The following is a 12,721-nucleotide window of genomic DNA, read 5'->3' as shown; positions in this document are numbered from 1 at the left end:
TCATGTCTCCAAATCGTATTCAAAAAGTCAGTATCTCGCGTTATGACCCAGAAAAAGATGACGCTCCGTACCTGCAAACCTTTGATGTGCCCTTTGACGAGACGATGTCGATTCTCGATGCTATTGGCTACATTAAAGATAATCTAGACAAAGACTTAGCGTATCGCTGGTCTTGTCGGATGGCCATATGTGGCTCTTGTGGGATCATGGTGAACAACGTGCCAAAGCTGGCGTGTAAAACCTTCCTGCGTGAGTATCCAACTGGCGTCACAATTGAAGCACTTGCGAATTTCCCAATTGAGAAAGATCTCATCGTGGATATGACTCCGTTTATTGAGCGTCTTGAAGCCATCAAGCCATACATTATTGGTAATGATCGCACGCCAGAAGACGGCACCAACCTTCAAACACCAGAGCAAATGGCTCGCTACAAGCAGTTTGCTGCCTGCATTAACTGTGGTTTGTGTTATGCCGCGTGTCCTCAGTTTGGTCTAAACCCTGAGTTTATCGGTCCAGCAGCGCTGACTCTTGCGCATCGTTACAACCTGGACAGCCGTGACAACGGTAAAGATGAGCGCATGAAGCTGATCAATGGTGAAAATGGCGCTTGGGGCTGTACGTTTGTCGGTTACTGCTCTGAAGTCTGCCCGAAAAGTGTCGATCCTGCTGCTGCCGTCAACCAAGGTAAAATCGAGTCGTCAAAAGACTATGTGATTGCAATGTTTAAACCAGAGGGGGCTTCACATGACTAAGCGTAAGCCGTATGTAAAACCAATGAAGGCGACTTGGTGGAACAATCACCCGTTCTACCGTATGTACATGCTGCGTGAAGCAACAGTACTGCCACTGATCTTGTTTACTCTGTTTCTTACCGCTGGGCTAGCCAGTCTGGTCAAAGGCGCCGATAGCTGGGAAGCTTGGCTTGCCTTTATGGCTAATCCTGTCGTTATTGCGATCAACATCGTTGCACTCGCGGGCAGTCTATTTCACGCGCACACTTTCTTCGGCATGATGCCACAAGTGATGCCCATCAAAATCAAAGGCAAAACATTGGATAAGAAGATCATTGTCTTATCACAATGGGCTGCTGTAGCAATCATCTCTTTGATTGTGTTGATCATTGTATAAGGAGCAATAAAGATGGTTAATAAAAATCCGCGTCGCTCTGAAGAGCCAATTTGGTGGGGCCTATTTGGTGCCGGTGGTACTTGGTTTGCGATGATCACCCCAGTGACCGTTTTGGTATTAGGGATCTTAGCCCCGCTGGGTATTATTGATGCTGAAGCAATGAGCTATGAACGTGTTGCCGACTTTGTCACAAGCTTTATTGGCGCTTTGTTTGTCATTGGTACGCTTGCGCTGCCCATGTGGCATGCCATGCACCGCTTACACCATGGTATGCATGACCTGAAAATCCATGCGGGTACGTTAGGTAAAGTGTTGTGTTACTTCGTGGCAGGCTTTATTACGGTGTTATCCGTAATATTCATCTACATGGTTTAGGTAGAAGACAAAAGCACTAACCAAAGAGCGACGGGACATCCTGTCGCTCTTTCTGTATCTAGGCACCCATTTATACCACCCAAAACAATTATACCAACCAAAGCAATTTTCTTGCTTGTTAATGACTTCGATGGGTATGAGTTCCGCGCATAAAAAATGCCGAACGCTTTGCTGTTCGGCATTTTCTTAATGAGCACATCACCAATGTTGGCTGATTACTTTACACGGCCTACGTATTCGCCAGAACGTGTATCAACTTTAACCACTTCGCCAATCTGAATGAACAGAGGAACACGAACCACAGCACCAGTTGTCAGTGTTGCAGGCTTACCGCCCGTACCTTGAGTATCACCTTTAAGGCCAGGATCGGTCTCAACCACTTCAAGTTCAACAAAGTTTGGTGGTGTTACCGTAATTGGCGTACCATTCCACAACGTTAGCATGCAGGTGTTGTTTTCAACCAACCACTTCGCGTTTTCGCCCACAGCTTTCACGTCTGCAGCAAGTTGCTCAAACGTTTCGTTGTTCATAAAGTGGTAGAATTCGCCGTCGTTATAGAGATAATCTAGGTCGATATCCATAACGTCTGCTTGTTCAAATGATTCGCCAGACTTAAATGTCTTTTCTAAAACTTTACCAGACAACAGCTTACGGATTTTCACGCGGTTAAATGCTTGTCCTTTACCTGGCTTAACGTATTCGTTTTCCAGGATTGTGCAAGGCTCGTTATCAAGCATCAGCTTTAGGCCGCCTTTAAATTCATTGGTACTTACAGTAGCCATGTTTTCCTCTTAAACTGATTAGAGTGTTTTTAATGCCGCACATCATAACCCGAAATATCGAAACTGTTGAGCAAAACTGGCTATTTGAACTAGCCAATGGGATCTCAGATCCCCAAAAGCTGCTCAATCTACTCGAAATTGACTCAAGTGCACTTAAAAAAGGGTTTGAAGCACGTACATTGTTCGCGCAACGCGTACCGTTAAGTTTTGTGGCAAGAATGGAAAAAGGCAACCCAAACGATCCGTTGCTGCTGCAAGTTTTACCCTCTGAACAGGAATTCGAGGAGGTACCCGGCTTTTTAACCGATCCTCTCGAAGAGCAGCACAACAGCCAGCCAGGACTGCTGCACAAATATAAAAATCGCGCACTTATGGTCTTAAAGGGCGGGTGCGCCATTAACTGTCGATACTGCTTTAGACGTCACTTTCCTTATCAAGACAACCCAGGCAATAAACACGTTTGGCAAACCAACATTGACTACATTGCTCAACACCCGCAAATTAATGAAGTGATTTTGTCGGGTGGCGACCCACTGATGGCGAAAGACAGTGAACTCTACTGGCTGATCACACAACTGGAAAAAGTGCCGCACATTAAGAGGCTGCGCATCCATACACGGCTTCCTGTTGTGATCCCATCGCGTATCACTGATGCGCTGTGCGATATGCTAGAACTGTCTCGCTTTAAGGTGATATTAGTCACTCACATCAACCATCCTAACGAGATAAACCACGACGTAAGCCATGCGATGGCAAAGCTTAAAAAGGCCAATGTTCACTTGTTAAACCAAGCAGTATTGCTCAAGGGCATCAACAACTGTGTCGATACCTTGGTAAATTTGTGTGAATCGCTGTTTGATGCGGGCATTCAGCCCTACTACCTGTTTGCGCTCGATAAAGTTAAAGGAGCCGCGCACTATTACGTCTGCGATGACGATGCTCGGCAGTTAATGCAAGGTCTAGTAAAAGAAGTATCTGGGTATATGGTGCCAAAGCTCGCACGAGAAATTGGAGGCCGCCCAAGTAAGACCCCCCTAGATCTTCATCTAGAATAAAAGCGCCGTATTAGAACTTTGCCACGGCATCTGTGGCACATAAATGGCGATCTACAGTAATCACATTGTATTGTTTCAAATCCGTCAATGTACCACTCCGTGTGAGTACCTCGCTGAGCCTTTAGGGTGCACGCCGTTTCCCCAACATGGTGCACCACTCTTTAGTTATCAGCTCAAAAAATTTAAATAACGCCAGCAACCATTGGCATAACAACCATATAAGCCTCTGTAAAATAATACCTAGATCACTGGAACGCAACTTGCTAAATAAGTTCATATCAGCGTCATGCAAGGATCGGTATATGACTACGACATGGATACAAATGAGTGCATCTGGCCTTTATCGGTGGACGATTTTGGGCACGGTGATTGGTTTAGGATTACTTTCATTTGAGTATATGCAATCAAGCATCGCAGTTTTCGCTGCACTTTTGACCTGCAACCTCTATTTTACTCGGCTGCTGCAAAAGGATATGCAGCAGTTGAGTAACGAACTGACACACCATATTGAGGGTGCACCGTTCTCGTTTACTTCGGTTGGCAAAGGCCCACTTAAACCCCTGTTTCCTATTCTAGATGATTTAACACGGCTGACTAATCGAACCGAAAAAAGTCTGGTTGCGAAGCAACACGAAATGCACTTTTCAGCCAGCGAGCTATCACACAACTCAGAAGCTGTGGCTCAGCTATGTGAACAACAAGCGCAAGATACTCTTACTGCCGCTGCGGCCATGACAGAAATGAGCCAAAGCATCGAAGAAGTCACCCAGCACGTTGCCAAGACCCATGCTGCGATCAGTGAAGGACAGATCCAGTGCGATCGCGGAAAACAGATGATGCAACAAACTCAGCAACAAGTAACCGATGTCAGTGACAATATTGTGCAGATGGAAACCAGCCTTAAAAGCCTTGAAAGTAAGCTGCATTCGGTTGAGGAAATGTCGACCTTCATTCGCGATATCGCTGAACAAACCAATCTGTTGGCGCTCAATGCGGCCATCGAAGCCGCAAGGGCCGGAGAGTATGGACGTGGGTTTAGTGTTGTCGCAGACGAAGTGAGAAATCTTGCGCAGCGAAGTCATCAATCCGCGCAAGCGATCACCGCGCAGGTGAATGATGTATCGACCAATATGACGCAGGCCATTGAGCAGCTTCAAAAGGTCAACGCGGCCAGTTTAGAAAGCCAACAAGGCACCGAAAACACTATTAAAACCATCGATGAAACGGTCACCATCATCGAGCACTTAACGTTAGAAATTGCTGGCATCGCAAGTGCTTCAGAACAGCAAGCCAGTGCATCAAGGGAGATTTCTCAAAGTATTGAAAGCGTTGCAAGCAGCGCAACAAGTAACGCTAATCTAGCCACTCAAAATGCCAATGTCGCCGCACATTTAAAAGCGATCACTCACATGGAAGAGGACACACTATGATCAGCGCATCGTCTCATCTACTGACCCTATCAATAGGATTCTTACTACTGAGCTTAATCGGCATCGCCATCGGCGTGCAGATCCATGCGACTAAGCGATATCAGCGCCATGTTAGAGATGGGCTTACTTATTTGGCTTCATTTCGACAAATGCTCAACCTAATCCAGCAACACCGCGGGGTGAGCAACGGGGTGTTATGTGGGGATGCATCATTAAGTGCTCGACTGCCTGTACTGCAAGCTGAGGTAAACGACCATATTACTTGGCTCAACAACAACAATTCGTGGCTTGCACACAATCCAAACTGGCAAGGTATTGTGCTGCACTGGCAGCAATTGTCGCGGAACTATTCGACTCTCACGTCAATGAACTGCATTAGCCAACACAGCAAAATGATTGCAAACCTGCTGTATCTGATTGATGACAGTTGCGAATTTCATAAGCTGTACGAACTTAAAAATGCCCAAGGGGACTCAGTACGCTATCTGTGGCAAGACCAATTGGAAGCTGCCGAGTGGGTGGGGCAAGCAAGAGCTGTCGGAACAGGTGTGGCAGCAACGGGGCAATGCTCGAGCGTCGAAAGAATACGGCTCAAGTACTTGCATACGGCAATTAAAGAGAATCTCAATGCCCTTCACGTGGACAATAACGCCAAGCTGATTCAATTACTGGAGGTGATTGACCTTAATCTACTCAGCTCAACGCCACACTGCTCAGCAGAATATTATTTCGATTTAGCCACCGCCGCCATAGAACAAATTTATACCAGCTTTGATCAGCAATTGTTGTCCATTCATCAAAAATCCAAATGGAACAGTCCAAGCAGCCATTTACTGAGCACATAAAAAAATCCCTAGCGGGAAAACTCGGCATCGCGCTAAGTTCACTCGCTAGGGATTTTTTTGAAAGTCGTCGAATTACTCGACTTCTTCCATCTTACCAAGTAGGCCACGAATGCGAGTTTGCCACGCTTCGTGATCAGTCTTAAGCTGTGCATTTTGCTGCTCTAGTTCAGCATAACCGCTTTGTAGAGAATTCGCTTTTTGCTCAAGTTCGCCTTTTTGCTCTTTTAGTTCTTCTACTTCCATTTGCAATAGAGCAATGGTGTCTACAGCAGTTTGGATCTTCTGCTCTAGCTGTTCTAATACTTCTAACGACATATCTGCCTACCTAGTTATCTTGGGATAGTTCTTAGTTATTCGGATCATTCTACTTAGGCTAACGCATTTGGGCACTCCCTATCTGTGTTTTTTTGATTGATTGGGCATTTTTTAAACCGTTATTGACCGAAAACTTGCAAAGCCGCTTTTCTGCAACTAAGCAGGTTAAAAAACCATCGGCAAACCGACACAACAATGAGGTACATCAATCTACAGCGCAAACGTTTGGTTGAAAGTATGCTAGAATCCCGCGCAATTATTTACAGCTTTTCAAATTGAATTTTACTGCATGTGACTACATGCACTCCCTAAGCAAGTGAGGACATAATGAAACGCGATTTAGCAATGGCTTTTTCACGAGTGACAGAAGGCGCAGCGTTAGCTGGATACAAATGGCTTGGACGTGGCGACAAAAATGCCGCAGATGGTGCTGCGGTAGAAGTGATGCGCAACCTGCTAAATAAAACGGACATTAGCGGCGAGATTGTTATCGGTGAAGGTGAAATTGATGACGCTCCGATGTTGTACATTGGCGAACAAGTTGGCCTTGGCGGTGACGCCGTAGACATCGCCGTAGACCCTATTGAAGGGACACGCATGACGGCAATGGGTCAATCAAACGCACTGGCTGTGTTAGCGGCGGGCGAAAAGGGCAGTTTCTTAAAAGCGCCTGACATGTACATGGAAAAGCTGGTTGTTGGCCCTGGAGCGAAAGGGGTGATTGACCTCGACCAACCGCTCACCGACAACTTAGTGAATATCGCTAAGGCACTCAACAAGCCATTAGATGCACTTACCGTGATCACCTTAGCCAAACCACGCCACGACGCCATCATTGCCGAAATGCAAGCAATGGGGGTACGTGTATTTGCAGTGCCCGACGGTGACGTTGCGGCCTCCATTCTTACCTGTATGCCAGACAGCGAAGTCGATGTCATGTACTGCATCGGCGGCGCACCAGAAGGCGTTGTTTCTGCTGCGGTTATTCGCGCACTCGATGGCGACATGCATGGCCGTCTCATGGCGCGTCACGATGTAAAAGGCGATACTGAAGAAAACCGTCGCTGGGGCGAAGAAGAGCTCAAACGTTGTAAGGAGATGGGTGTCGAAGCCAACATTCGTTTAAAAATGGACGACATGGCGCGCAGCGATAACGTAGTCTTCGCAGCAACGGGGATCACCAAAGGTGACCTCCTTGAAGGGATCACTCGTCAAGGTAACATCGCAACCACCGAGACTTTGCTGATCCGCGGTCGCTGCCGTACGATCCGTCGTATCAAGTCTATTCACTACCTCGAGCGTAAAGACGACGAAGTACGCGATTTCATTTTGTAATCCGTTAACGTCGACTCGATCATTATCAAGGCTCCTAGATTCTAGGAGCCTTTTTCATTCCAGCACAATTAACAAACCGTTTACTTTATTTATCGATTCAAGGATAATCTTTGGCACACCAGAGGGAGTGGTATGAAAACGGTTGATCTGATACTGCAAAAAGTAAAACGCCAAGGAACGGTAACTGCCAAGCAGTTATCGGTGGATCTTAATATCACGACCATGGGCGCTCGTCAGCACCTTCTTGCTCTTGAGGAAGACGGCATCCTCAGCTTTCACGATATTAAAGCCAAAGTTGGACGACCAACCCGACACTGGACACTTACGGCGAAAGGTCATGCACAATTTACTGACCGCCATGGCGAACTGGCCATTCAATTTATTGACGCCATCGAATCTTTATACGGAAACGAAGGGGTCGAAAAGATCACGTTGCAACGTGAAGAAAAAGCCCTCAAAACCTATAAAGCGGCTATGCAATCTGGGCAAAGTTTGCAGCAAAAATTACAAATACTGTGTGAATTGCGCGATCAGGAAGGGTATATGGTTGAGCTGAAAGTTCTTCCTGACCACTTCTTATTGATTGAAAATCATTGCCCTATTTGTCAAGCGGCTAAGCGATGTCCATCACTGTGTCACTCTGAACAACGCATCTTTAAACAGGTATTAAAAGAGCATGCTCTCCTTGAACGCAATGAACATATTGTTTCTGGACAGCGTCGCTGCGTCTACAAAATCACACCACTTGGCTGATTTAACGCACTCTATTCCTCTCAAAAATGAGAAACATTATCTCTGACTCACCTCGTATGCTTAATAAACAGGCAGTGCAAGGAAGGTGAGCTATGCAGTTGGTGTATCACGAAGACAAACTCGACTTTGACGCTTTGGTCAAAATGGCCAAGGACGACCCGCAGCAATTTGAACGCTACCGACAACAGCAAATTGAACACGCCATTATCAACGCCTCCCCTGAAATGCAACCAAGGCTGCGCGCGCAACAGAGCCACATAGATAGGGTCATAGAAAGCTGCAATAACCCGCATCAGGTCAATGTAAAACTGTACGCAGAGCTGCAAAAACAGTTGCGTAAGCTCAACACCGCATTGGGTGAATTACGCGGCGAACAGCCCGAAACCCCGACCTATTCAGCAACAGTTGTGCAGTTTGGTCGCCATTAGATTGGCCAACACCAGCCATAACCATCTCGATATTTACTGCTATTGAAATCAGACACTGTGGCTGTGACTATCGCAACCACGGTCTCAACGGCTTCCAGCTATCTACTTGTTGGTTCAATTAGGTGTTGCGAATTTATTCCACACATCTCGAGCATTCCGTCTACACTCTTTCTCTAGGGTAGAAAATAACCGTAAAGTCATGACTCGTGTCATGTAAAATCTGATTATTTCTGTTATATTCCTACACCATATTTGTTTATTTTTTACATTGAAATGATAGAGAGGATGCTATGCGTCAGCCTGTAGTTATGGGTAACTGGAAACTAAATGGTAGCAAGGAAATGGTTGTTGACTTGCTTACTGGTCTTAATGCGGAATTAGAAGGCGTAACAGGCGTAGACGTTGCTGTTGCTCCACCAGCACTGTTCATCGATCTTGCAGAGCGTACTCTGACTGACGCTGGTAGCGCTGTGATCCTTGGTGCTCAAAACACTGACGTTAACAACAGCGGTGCATTCACTGGCGACATGTCTCCTGCAATGCTTAAAGAGTTTGGTGCTTCTCACATCATCATCGGTCACTCTGAGCGTCGTGAATACCACGCAGAATCAGACGAGTTTGTTGCTAAGAAATTCGGTTTCCTAAAAGAAAACGGCCTAACGCCTGTTCTATGTATCGGTGAATCTGAAGCACAAAACGAAGCTGGCGAAACAGAAGCGGTATGTGCACGTCAAATCGACGCTGTTATCAACCTTCTAGGTGTTGACGCGCTTCAAGACGCAATCATCGCGTACGAGCCAATCTGGGCTATCGGTACTGGTAAAGCAGCGACAGCTGAAGATGCACAACGCATCCACGCTTCTATCCGTGCTCACATTGCAACTAAGAGCCAAGCGATTGCTGATCAAGTAATCATCCAATACGGCGGTTCTGTTAAGCCTGAAAATGCTGAAGCATACTTCGCATGCCCAGACATCGACGGCGCTCTAGTTGGCGGCGCAGCACTAGACGCGAAAAGCTTCGCAGCTATCGCTAAAGCAGCAGCAAAAGCAAAAGCGTAATTACACGCCATTCAAATACCAAGAGGCCACCACAAGGTGGCCTTTTTTACGCGCCAATTTCAAGCTCCTAGCCCTTCGCCCCTAGCCCCTAGCTCCTCGCTTTTCGCCCCTAGCTCCTCGCTTTTCGCCCCTCGCTCCTCGCTCCTCGCTCCTCGCAGCGCAGCGTCCTCGTTTCTCGTTTCTCGCTCCTCGCCCCTCGCAGCGCAGCGTCCCCGCTCCTCGCAGCAAAGCGCCCTCGCCCCTAGCTTCTCGCCCCTCGCCCCTCACCTCCTCTCAGCCACAAAAAAACCGCCCAATCAGGCGGTTTCAAAAAAAACGTTCTACGTTCAACCCAGAGTTAGAACAACTCTTCCGCAACCTCGTACAAGTCTTTACGCACTGGACGCTTCATGTTTTCAATCGCGTCAATGATGTCGTGGTGAACCAACTCTTCTTTTTGGATACCCACACAACGACCGCCATGGCCTTCCATCAATAGGTGTACCGCATAGTTACCCATGCGCGATGCCAATACGCGGTCAAATGCAGTCGGACGACCGCCACGTTGAATGTGGCCAAGAACCGTTGCACGAGTTTCGCGACCGGTTGACTCTTCAATGCTTTTTGCCAGATCGTTGGCATCCATCATCAGCTCAGTAAGGGCAATAATGGCGTGTTTCTTACCTTTTTTCATGCCTTCGTTAAGCTCATCAATAAGCTCTTCTTTGCTCCATTGCTGCTCAGGAGTAATGATGTATTCACAACCACCCGCAATCGCAGACATTAGCGTCAAATCACCACAGTGGCGTCCCATGATCTCTACGATAGAGATGCGTTGGTGAGACGAAGACGTGTCACGCAGACGGTCAATAGCATCAATAACGGTGTTCAGTGCTGTCAGGTAACCAATGGTGTAATCGGTACCTGCGATATCGTTATCGATGGTGCCCGGAAGACCGATACAAGGGTAGCCCATTTCAGTCAGTTTCTTCGCACCCATGTAAGAGCCGTCACCACCGATAACTACTAGGGCTTCGATGCCGTGCTTTTTAAGGTTTTTGATCGCTTGCTCACGAACTTCCACTTCTTTAAACTCTGGGAAGCGTGCTGAACCAAGGAAAGTACCACCGCGGTTGATCACGTCAGAGACACTTGAACGATCCAGTTTTTTGATTCGGTCTTCATACAGGCCAAGATAGCCGTCAAATACACCGTACACTTCAAGGTCTTTTGACAAAGCTGTACGTACCACACCGCGGATCGCTGCGTTCATTCCTGGCGCGTCGCCACCACTGGTTAGTACACCGATTTTTTTAATCATGTTCACCCTCAAACAGTTGGGAAAATTACAAATTTTTGTTGTGATTGTCGCATCAATTGTTGCGCGTTATTGAGCCCTACCAAAACAACACATTACCGCGACAATATCTGAAACTAAGCTACTTTTGTAACAGTATTACAATATAAACAAAAAATAGTGTTGATTCACATCAGATTCTACGTCTGCTTACAAAGATAGTCACTTGTGGCACATTCAACAAGTCCCCAGTGACATCACTTTCTCCGCCCCCACTCTCCACCTTCGCCATGAGCTAGGCTAACGTAATCGCGTAGGCAAAAGCGTCCGCCCTTTACCAAGGTTGTAATTGATCTCGCTCTTTGATGGGTACGACAGATTTAGGGTCTTGGTGTATCAACACATCTGAATGCTCAAAGCGCTGCATTATTTTATCTTCTACTTCATCGGCGATCCGATGCGCCTCTCGCAGTGGGAGATCATCATCCAATTCCAAGTGCAGTTGAATAAACCGCACTGGACCCGACATGCGTGTGCGCAATTGGTGAATACCATATACACCGTCGACTTCACGGCTCATCGCCATAATTTCGTCCAGCTCTTCTTGTGGCAATTGTCTGTCTAACAAAGACTGTATGGCTTCTTTAAGCATCTGGAATGCAGAATACAAAATATAGAAGCCGATACCAATAGCAAATACCGCATCTGCTTGCCCAAATCCATACCAAGATAAACCAATAGCGACCATGATGGCCGCATTCATATACAGGTCGGTTTGATAATGCAAAGAATCGGCGGCGATAGCTTGGCTGCCAGTTTTAGACACCACGTATTTTTGAAAACGTACCAACCCAAAAGTGACGAAGGTGGCGAATAACGTCACATAGATACCAATTTGAGGCTGAGCCATATCTTGAGGGTGGAACAATCTCTCCACGCCATGCAACAATAAGAACAGAGCAGAGCCAGAAATAAACATCGCCTGTGCCAAAGCCGCTAAAGATTCGGCCTTACCATGCCCAAAGGTATGTTCTTTGTCTGCAGGTTGCAGCGCATATTTGATCACCATTAAGTTAACGCCAGACGCGCCTATATCCAACAAAGAATCGATCAACGCTGCCAGCAAACTGACGGAGCCCGTGACCCACCATGCGGCAATTTTTACAATCAAGAGAAGTGACGCAACTGCGGTTGCTAACCACGCGGCGGTTGTTACCAAGCGTGCATATTCAGTTTTCACAATAGAGAACAAGAGAAGAGAATCGTAGCCAAAGTATAACAGGTCGCCGATTAAGATTAAGCCATTCCCGACTCTACAAACAAAAAAACGCCCCAAACTCGAAAGTAAGGGGCGAACTGTGCCATGGATAGCAGGGAGTTAAACGTTCAGTTTGGAGCGATTACCAGCCTTTTTTGCCGCCTTTTTTACCGCCTTTTCCATCTTTTTCGGCCATTTCAGCCATGCGCTCAGCTTGCAGTGTTTTTAGCTCAGCTTTTTGCTCATCGGTTAACACACTCATCATTTCGTGTTGAAGTTGTAGTTTCTCTACGTAACGAGATTGCTGCATTTCAACCATTTTAGCCGCCAATTCTTGCGCTTGAGCTTCATCGAAGTCGGCTGCCAGTACTAGGTCAAGTTCTGCGGTTTTAGCCGCTTGCATTTCTGCCATGCGCGCTTGTCGATTTTCTACCATTGCGCCGCGTTTAGCATCACGTTGTGTTTGTGCAATTTCTTTTAGCTGGTCTTTTTGCTCATCAGTTAGGTCGAGTTGACGAAGCATGCGATTATCCATTCCGCCGCGTTGTTCGCCACCTTTACCACCACCAAACGCCATTGCGCTCGCAGAACCTAGCGCTAGTGGGATTAGGACAGCTGCTAGAGCAATTTTTTTCATTTTCATGGGATGATCTCCATCTTTGGTTATGTAGTGTGGCTCG

Annotated in this window: 15 protein-coding genes; 10 read left to right on the top strand and 5 right to left on the bottom strand. The window is 46.8% G+C overall.

From position 1 onward, the window contains the following. Positions 1 to 2: 2 nt before the first annotated feature. From ST37_RS04445 to frdD, 3 genes are read left to right on the top strand one after another with little or no spacing between them, the layout of a single operon-like run. Complete coding sequence (locus tag ST37_RS04445) at positions 3 to 752, top strand: succinate dehydrogenase/fumarate reductase iron-sulfur subunit (RefSeq protein ID WP_084884124.1); 750 nt, start codon at positions 3 to 5, stop codon at positions 750 to 752. After that, a complete protein-coding gene (gene frdC / locus ST37_RS04440; RefSeq protein ID WP_084884122.1) occupies positions 745 to 1,128 on the top strand; it encodes a fumarate reductase subunit FrdC in 384 nt (127 codons plus the stop codon). Before ST37_RS04445 ends, frdC begins: the two co-directional genes overlap by 8 nt. Positions 1,129 to 1,140: 12 nt before the next feature. Further along, positions 1,141 to 1,503, top strand: a complete 363-nt coding sequence (gene frdD, locus ST37_RS04435) for a fumarate reductase subunit FrdD (protein WP_084884121.1) — start codon at positions 1,141 to 1,143, stop codon at positions 1,501 to 1,503. Positions 1,504 to 1,718: 215 nt separating this feature from the next. Here the strand turns inward: frdD and efp are convergent, their stop codons facing one another. Further along, positions 1,719 to 2,285: an elongation factor P gene (gene efp, locus ST37_RS04430; RefSeq protein ID WP_084884120.1), complete on the bottom strand. Its 567-nt coding sequence runs from the start codon at positions 2,283 to 2,285 to the stop codon at positions 1,719 to 1,721. Between the two features lie 32 nt (positions 2,286 to 2,317). Here efp and epmB point away from each other — a divergent pair, with 32 nt between their 5' ends. The 3 genes from epmB to ST37_RS04415 all read left to right on the top strand — a co-directional run bounded on the left by epmB (position 2,318) and on the right by ST37_RS04415 (position 5,615). Continuing rightward, complete coding sequence (gene epmB / locus ST37_RS04425; protein ID WP_084884118.1) at positions 2,318 to 3,340, top strand: EF-P beta-lysylation protein EpmB; 1,023 nt, start codon at positions 2,318 to 2,320, stop codon at positions 3,338 to 3,340. Between the two features lie 302 nt (positions 3,341 to 3,642). Further along, positions 3,643 to 4,770 (top strand): methyl-accepting chemotaxis protein, encoded by a 1,128-nt coding sequence (locus ST37_RS04420; protein ID WP_172400928.1) that lies wholly within the window; start codon positions 3,643 to 3,645, stop codon positions 4,768 to 4,770. Then, positions 4,767 to 5,615 carry a hypothetical protein gene (locus ST37_RS04415; protein WP_084884115.1) on the top strand — a complete coding sequence of 283 codons (849 nt, stop codon included), beginning with the start codon at positions 4,767 to 4,769 and terminating at the stop codon, positions 5,613 to 5,615. Before ST37_RS04420 ends, ST37_RS04415 begins: the two co-directional genes overlap by 4 nt. Before the next feature lie 72 nt (positions 5,616 to 5,687). Here the strand turns inward: ST37_RS04415 and zapB are convergent, their stop codons facing one another. Then, positions 5,688 to 5,930, bottom strand: a complete 243-nt coding sequence (gene zapB, locus ST37_RS04410) for a cell division protein ZapB (protein WP_084884113.1) — start codon at positions 5,928 to 5,930, stop codon at positions 5,688 to 5,690. A 327-nt stretch (positions 5,931 to 6,257) separates the two neighbouring features. On the opposite strand from zapB, the gene glpX reads away from it, so the two are divergent. From glpX to tpiA, 4 genes are all read left to right on the top strand, one after another. Next, positions 6,258 to 7,265 (top strand): class II fructose-bisphosphatase, encoded by a 1,008-nt coding sequence (glpX, locus tag ST37_RS04405; RefSeq protein WP_084884111.1) that lies wholly within the window; start codon positions 6,258 to 6,260, stop codon positions 7,263 to 7,265. 132 nt (positions 7,266 to 7,397) lie between these two features. Continuing rightward, a complete protein-coding gene (locus tag ST37_RS04400) occupies positions 7,398 to 8,018 on the top strand; it encodes a metalloregulator ArsR/SmtB family transcription factor (protein ID WP_084884109.1) in 621 nt (206 codons plus the stop codon). Positions 8,019 to 8,110: 92 nt separating this feature from the next. After that, the gene (locus tag ST37_RS04395; protein WP_084884108.1) at positions 8,111 to 8,446 is read left to right on the top strand and encodes a DUF3135 domain-containing protein; all 336 of its coding nucleotides are present in this window, start codon (positions 8,111 to 8,113) and stop codon (positions 8,444 to 8,446) included. 290 nt (positions 8,447 to 8,736) lie between these two features. After that, complete coding sequence (gene tpiA / locus ST37_RS04390) at positions 8,737 to 9,507, top strand: triose-phosphate isomerase (RefSeq protein ID WP_084884106.1); 771 nt, start codon at positions 8,737 to 8,739, stop codon at positions 9,505 to 9,507. Positions 9,508 to 9,844: 337 nt separating this feature from the next. On the opposite strand, the gene pfkA is transcribed toward tpiA, so the two are convergent. The 3 genes from pfkA to ST37_RS04375 all read right to left on the bottom strand — a co-directional run bounded on the left by pfkA (position 9,845) and on the right by ST37_RS04375 (position 12,684). Continuing rightward, positions 9,845 to 10,807, bottom strand: coding sequence for a 6-phosphofructokinase (gene pfkA / locus ST37_RS04385; RefSeq protein WP_084884105.1), 963 nt, complete (start codon positions 10,805 to 10,807; stop codon positions 9,845 to 9,847). A 310-nt stretch (positions 10,808 to 11,117) separates the two neighbouring features. Continuing rightward, complete coding sequence (gene fieF / locus ST37_RS04380) at positions 11,118 to 12,023, bottom strand: CDF family cation-efflux transporter FieF (protein ID WP_084884169.1); 906 nt, start codon at positions 12,021 to 12,023, stop codon at positions 11,118 to 11,120. A gap of 160 nt (positions 12,024 to 12,183) precedes the next feature. Continuing rightward, positions 12,184 to 12,684, bottom strand: a complete 501-nt coding sequence (locus tag ST37_RS04375; protein ID WP_084884103.1) for a CpxP family protein — start codon at positions 12,682 to 12,684, stop codon at positions 12,184 to 12,186. Positions 12,685 to 12,721: the final 37 nt, after the last annotated feature.

Source organism: Vibrio sp. qd031, assembly GCF_002100145.1.
Classification (GTDB): Bacteria; Pseudomonadota; Gammaproteobacteria; order Enterobacterales; family Vibrionaceae; genus Vibrio.
This window is presented reverse-complemented; position numbering and strand designations above follow the sequence as displayed.

Coding starts and splice junctions, on each gene's coding strand:
- frdD (WP_084884121.1), top strand. CDS start 1,141: ATGGTTAATAAAAATCCGCGTCGCTCTGAAGAGCCAATTTGGTGGGGC.
- ST37_RS04375 (WP_084884103.1), bottom strand. CDS start 12,684: ATGAAAATGAAAAAAATTGCTCTAGCAGCTGTCCTAATCCCACTAGCG.
- zapB (WP_084884113.1), bottom strand. CDS start 5,930: ATGTCGTTAGAAGTATTAGAACAGCTAGAGCAGAAGATCCAAACTGCT.
- ST37_RS04395 (WP_084884108.1), top strand. CDS start 8,111: ATGCAGTTGGTGTATCACGAAGACAAACTCGACTTTGACGCTTTGGTC.
- ST37_RS04420 (WP_172400928.1), top strand. CDS start 3,643: ATGACTACGACATGGATACAAATGAGTGCATCTGGCCTTTATCGGTGG.
- ST37_RS04400 (WP_084884109.1), top strand. CDS start 7,398: ATGAAAACGGTTGATCTGATACTGCAAAAAGTAAAACGCCAAGGAACG.
- glpX (WP_084884111.1), top strand. CDS start 6,258: ATGAAACGCGATTTAGCAATGGCTTTTTCACGAGTGACAGAAGGCGCA.
- epmB (WP_084884118.1), top strand. CDS start 2,318: ATGCCGCACATCATAACCCGAAATATCGAAACTGTTGAGCAAAACTGG.
- frdC (WP_084884122.1), top strand. CDS start 745: ATGACTAAGCGTAAGCCGTATGTAAAACCAATGAAGGCGACTTGGTGG.
- pfkA (WP_084884105.1), bottom strand. CDS start 10,807: ATGATTAAAAAAATCGGTGTACTAACCAGTGGTGGCGACGCGCCAGGA.
- ST37_RS04415 (WP_084884115.1), top strand. CDS start 4,767: ATGATCAGCGCATCGTCTCATCTACTGACCCTATCAATAGGATTCTTA.
- tpiA (WP_084884106.1), top strand. CDS start 8,737: ATGCGTCAGCCTGTAGTTATGGGTAACTGGAAACTAAATGGTAGCAAG.
- ST37_RS04445 (WP_084884124.1), top strand. CDS start 3: ATGTCTCCAAATCGTATTCAAAAAGTCAGTATCTCGCGTTATGACCCA.
- efp (WP_084884120.1), bottom strand. CDS start 2,285: ATGGCTACTGTAAGTACCAATGAATTTAAAGGCGGCCTAAAGCTGATG.